Below are 4405 nucleotides of genomic sequence, written 5' to 3' on the forward strand. Positions count from 1 at the left end.
CCCTCTTCGTAGAGGATGCCGGCGAAGGCCGGACCGGAGGAGTACATCCACACGGCCGCCGCGACGAGCGTGTCGAGGTGGGCGGCGAGGTCCCGCAGGCGGGGGTGGGCGTAGACGGCCTTCACCGGGAGCGCGACGCCGAGTTCGGCCCGGACCCGGGACACGAGCTTGATCGCGAGGAGCGAATGCCCACCCAGCTTGAAGAAGTTGTCGTCGGGCCCGATGCGCGAGGCGCCGAGCACGACCGCCCACACGCCCGCGATCAGCTCCTGCGAGCGGGTCAGGCCCTCGGCCGCGGTGGCGGGCACCGGGTCGGCGGCGGCCGGGGCGGGCAGCGCCGCGCGGTCCAGCTTGCCGTTGGTGGTCGTCGGGAAGCGGTCCAGCGCCACGAAGGCCGCCGGAAGCATGTAGGCGGGCAGCGCCGCCCCGAGGTGTTCGCGCAGTGCCCCCTCGGTGACCGGGCCGGCCGCCGCCCGGTAGTACGCCACCAGCCCCGGAGCGCCGTGCACGTCGTCGAGCAGCAGCACGGCCGCCTCCGCGACCCCCTCGGCCGCGGTCATCGCGGCCTCGATCTCGGGGAGTTCGATGCGGTGCCCGCGCAGCTTGACCTGGCCGTCGGCCCGGCCCAGATAGGCCAGCCGGCCGCCCGGCAGCAGCCGCACCAGGTCGCCGGTGCGGTACATCCGGCCGCCGTACGAGGCTCCCTCGCCGGAGTCGGCGGTGAACCGCTCCGCCGTCAGCGCGGGCCGGCGCCGGTAGCCGCGGCCCACGCGCGGGCCCGCCAGGTACAGTTCGCCGCCCTCGCCCACGCCGACCGGGTTCAGTTTCTCGTCCAGCACCCGCATCCGCAGGCCCGGCAGGACTCCGCCGATGTGGGGGGCGCCGGGCCCCTCGATCCAGCCGGCCGTGGAGTCCACCGTGCACTCGGTGGGCCCGTACAGGTTCACCGTGCGCAGCACCCCCCGCGCGCCCTTCTCGGCGAGGCGGGCCCAGAGCGCCGGGGTGACGGCCTCGCCGCCGATGAGCAGGGTCAGCGGGCGGGGCCCGCCGTCGGCGGTGAGGAGGTCCAGCAGCGGGTCGGCGTGCGAGGGCGTGATGTCGAGGTCGGTCAGCGCCCGCTCGTCCACGAACCGGGCCAGCAGGGCCGGGTCGGCGCGGGTCTCCTCGTCGATCATCACGAGGGTGTCGCCGCGGCAGAGGCGCACCCACTGCTGCACGGAGGCGTCGAAGGACGGGGAGGCGTTCCAGCCGACCCGCCCGCCGTCGGTGACGGCGATGCCCGCGCCCTCCAGCTCGGCGAGCAGCGCCGAGACGGCGGCCCGGCCGATCTCGACCCCCTTGGGGCGGCCGGTGGAGCCGGAGGTGTAGATGACGTAGGCGAGGGTGTCGCCCCGGACGGCCACGGGGGCGTAGGCGGGGTCGGGCCCCTCACCCGGCGCGGTCAGCTCGGCCACGGCGAGGTGCGCGACACCCGGGGCGAGCGGCTCGGCGTCCGGGCCGGCCGTGACGACCAGGTCGGCGCCGGAGTCCTCGACCAGGTAGCGGCGCCGCTCGGCGGGCAGCTTCGGGTCCACCGGCAGGTACGCGGCGCCCGCGGTCAGGGTTCCGATCAGCGCGGCCACGAGGTCCGCCCCGCGCGGCAGGGCCAGCGCGACCACGCTCTCGGGGCCGATGCCGCGGGCCGTCAGGCGGGCGGCGATCCGCATGGCCTCGGCGCGCAGGGCACCGAAGTTCAGCTCGCGGTCGCCCGCGACGACGGCGGTCCGGCCGGCGGGGGCCAGCGCCAGGCGCGCCAGCAGGTCCGCGGCGGCGCGGGGGGTCTCCTCGGTACGGGAGCGCTCGGGAAGTACGGCGGTCATGGTGCTCACTCCCCGGCGAACGCGGTGGTGGACGGCTGGGTGGCGGGGGCGCAGTCGGCCAGTGCGACCGGATCCCCCATGGCGACCAGGATCTTGCGGTCGCCCTTGTACGCCTCGCGGCCGTGGGCGCACAGGATGTTGTCGACGATCATCAGGTCGCCCTGCTGCCAGGTCTCGCGCACCGTGACCCGGTCATAGACGGCGTTGACCGCGTCGACCTCGGCGTCGGTGAGCGCGGTGCCGTCGCCCAGGTAGGTGTTGAAGGGGAGCCCGTCCTCGCCGTAGGTCTCCAGGAGCACCTCCCGGATGTCCGGGTCGAGGGTGCGGCTGTTCCAGAAGGCGAAGTGGTTGAACCAGCTCTGCTCGCCGGTCACGGGGTGCGTGACGATCGCCGACCGGCGCTGCCGGGTGATCATCGAGTCGTCCTCGTCGACCCACTCGTAGCCGACGGTGTTCTCCTCGCAGTACGCCTGCGCCACCGCCTTGTCCTCGGTCGCGAACGTCTTGTACCAGGGCAGCCCGGCCAGCTCGGAGTAGGTGCGCACGAGCAGCCAGCCGGCCCGCGCGAACCGCTCGACCAGCTCCGGCGGCAGCAGGCGCAGCGCCTCGCGCATGTCTCCGACGGTGGTGGCGCCGCCCTCCTCGGGAGCGGTCACGCAGCCGAACAGCAGCACGCCGGGGAAGTCGAGGGTGTAGCTGTTCTCGTTGTGGAGCCGGATCGGCTGCACGGCCGGCAGGTCGGTGGACGAGAAGACGCCCTCGCCGAAGTCGGTCCGCGGGGTGGCCTTCTCCTTGTATCCGGCACGCCGCTGGATCAGCGCGTCGCGGGCGGCGGCGAAGGAGGCGGCGTCCGACACGGGAAGCCCGCGCAGCAGGACGGCGCCGGAGCGGTGCAGCTCGGCCTGGATGTCGGCGCGGTGCGCGTTCAGCCAGGCGACGGCCGTCTCCAGGTCGGCGCCGGCCGGGGTCTGGACGACGACGGGCTTGCCGGCCTCGCGGATCGGGATGATGCCGGTCTCGGTGGGGGCGTCTGCGAACGTGGTCATGGCAAAGTCCTTAAAAAGGTGCGGAGTTGAGGGGAGGGAGCGGCCGGGGTCAGGCGGCGGCGCGCGCCGGCAGGTGGCCGCCGACGACCGGGGCCAGTACGGCGAAGAACTCGGGCAGCCGCTGCTGGAAGTAGAAGTGGCCGCCGGGCAGGACGTACGAGGCGAAGGGCCGGTCGGTGATCCGTGCCCAGCGGCCCAGCGTCTCGGCGGGCGCGACCGGGTCGGCGTCGCCGCCGATCACCGTCACCGGGCAGTCCACCCGGGCCGCGGACTCCTCGCAGCGGTACACGTCGTCGATGGCGAAGTCGGCGCGGATCGACGGGATGATGATCTCCCGCAGTTCGGGCTCGTCGAGGATCCCGTCGTCGGTGCCGCCGCGCTCCTTGATGGCGGCGACGAGCTGGTCGTCGTCCAGCCGCTCGGGGTGGACCGCGCACGGGTTGGCCAGGAACGGCGCCCGGCAGGCCGAGGCGACCAGGGCCCGCGGGGTCCGGCCGGCCGCCTGCAGGGCCCGTACCACCTCGAAGGCGACGAGCGAACCCATGCTGTGTCCCAGGACCACCAGGTCGTCGGTGGTTCCGGCGGGCAGCGATGCCACGACCGGGCCGGCCAGGTCACCGATGGTGCGGGGCAGGTCCTCGGCGAAGCGGGCACCGCGGCCCGGGTACTGGCCGATGAGCAGCCGCACGTCGGCGGGCAGGTGCGCGCGCCACTCGGCGTACGCGTGCGCGTTGCCGCCGGCGTGCGGCAGGACCAGCAGCGACGTGCGCTGCGGGCCCTCGCCCGGCAGGTCCCACACCACGTCGTCGGGCGCGGGGGTGAAGTCCGGATAGGTGTCGTTGCTCATGAGGAACTCCGTTCCTGGTCGGGGGTGCGGCGGCGCAGCGCGGGCCGGGCCCGCCGGGGCGCCGCCGGCTCGGACCGCCGCAGGCCCTCGATGTGCTGGGCGAGGGTGGCGGGGGTGGGGTGCTGGAAGACGTCGCGGAGGGTGAGGGTGACGCCGAGGGTGGCGCCGATCCGGTTGGTGAGGCGGGCGGCGAGCAGGGAGTGGCCGCCGAGGTCGAAGAAGCCGTCGTCGATGGAGAGCGGCTCCGTCGTGTTCAGGGCTTCGGCGAAGTACGCGACGACCGACGCCTCCAGCTCGGTGCGCGGGCCCCGCCCGCCGACCGTGGCCGCGGCCTGCGGGACGGGCAGCGCCCGCTTGTCGATCTTCCCGTTGGGGGTCAGCGGCAGCCGGTCGAGCAGGACGACGAAGGCCGGGACCATGTGGTCGGGCAGCAGCGTGCGCAGCCAGAGCCGGACGTCCTGGCCGGAGAGGTCCGGCGCGGTGGAGACGAGGTAGGCCGTCAGCTGGGGCGTGTTGTGGTGGTCGGGATGGGTCGACAGGGTGGCCTGCGTGATCTCCGGGTGGGTGGTGAGGACGGTTTCGATCTCGGTGGGTTCGATGCGGAAGCCGCGGATTTTGATCTGGGTGTCGGTGCGGCCGGTGTAGTGGAGGTT

At 74.3% G+C, this 4405-nt stretch carries 4 protein-coding genes; all 4 read right to left on the reverse strand.

The window, feature by feature from the left end:
- Window positions 1-1859: non-ribosomal peptide synthetase (locus ABT106_RS31175; RefSeq protein ID WP_351284206.1), on the reverse strand; the 1859-nt coding region annotated here is incomplete at its 3' end.
- Between the two features lie 5 nt (window positions 1860-1864).
- The gene (locus ABT106_RS31180; RefSeq protein ID WP_351284209.1) at window positions 1865-2905 is read right to left on the reverse strand and encodes a TauD/TfdA family dioxygenase; all 1041 of its coding nucleotides are present in this window, start codon (window positions 2903-2905) and stop codon (window positions 1865-1867) included.
- Between the two features lie 49 nt (window positions 2906-2954).
- Complete coding sequence (locus ABT106_RS31185; protein ID WP_351284212.1) at window positions 2955-3752, reverse strand: thioesterase II family protein; 798 nt, start codon at window positions 3750-3752, stop codon at window positions 2955-2957.
- The coding region (locus ABT106_RS31190; protein ID WP_351284214.1) for a phosphopantetheine-binding protein at window positions 3749-4405 on the reverse strand (657 nt) is incomplete at its 5' end. The genes ABT106_RS31185 and ABT106_RS31190, both read right to left, overlap by 4 nt.

Source organism: Streptomyces sp. NPDC002044, assembly GCF_040296725.1.
Lineage (GTDB): Bacteria > Actinomycetota > Actinomycetes > Streptomycetales > Streptomycetaceae > Streptomyces > Streptomyces antarcticus.

Excerpts from the sequence above, each read along its gene's own strand:
- ABT106_RS31180 (WP_351284209.1), bottom strand. The coding sequence starts at position 2,905 with ATGACCACGTTCGCAGACGCCCCCACCGAGACCGGCATCATCCCGATC.
- ABT106_RS31185 (WP_351284212.1), bottom strand. The coding sequence starts at position 3,752 with ATGAGCAACGACACCTATCCGGACTTCACCCCCGCGCCCGACGACGTG.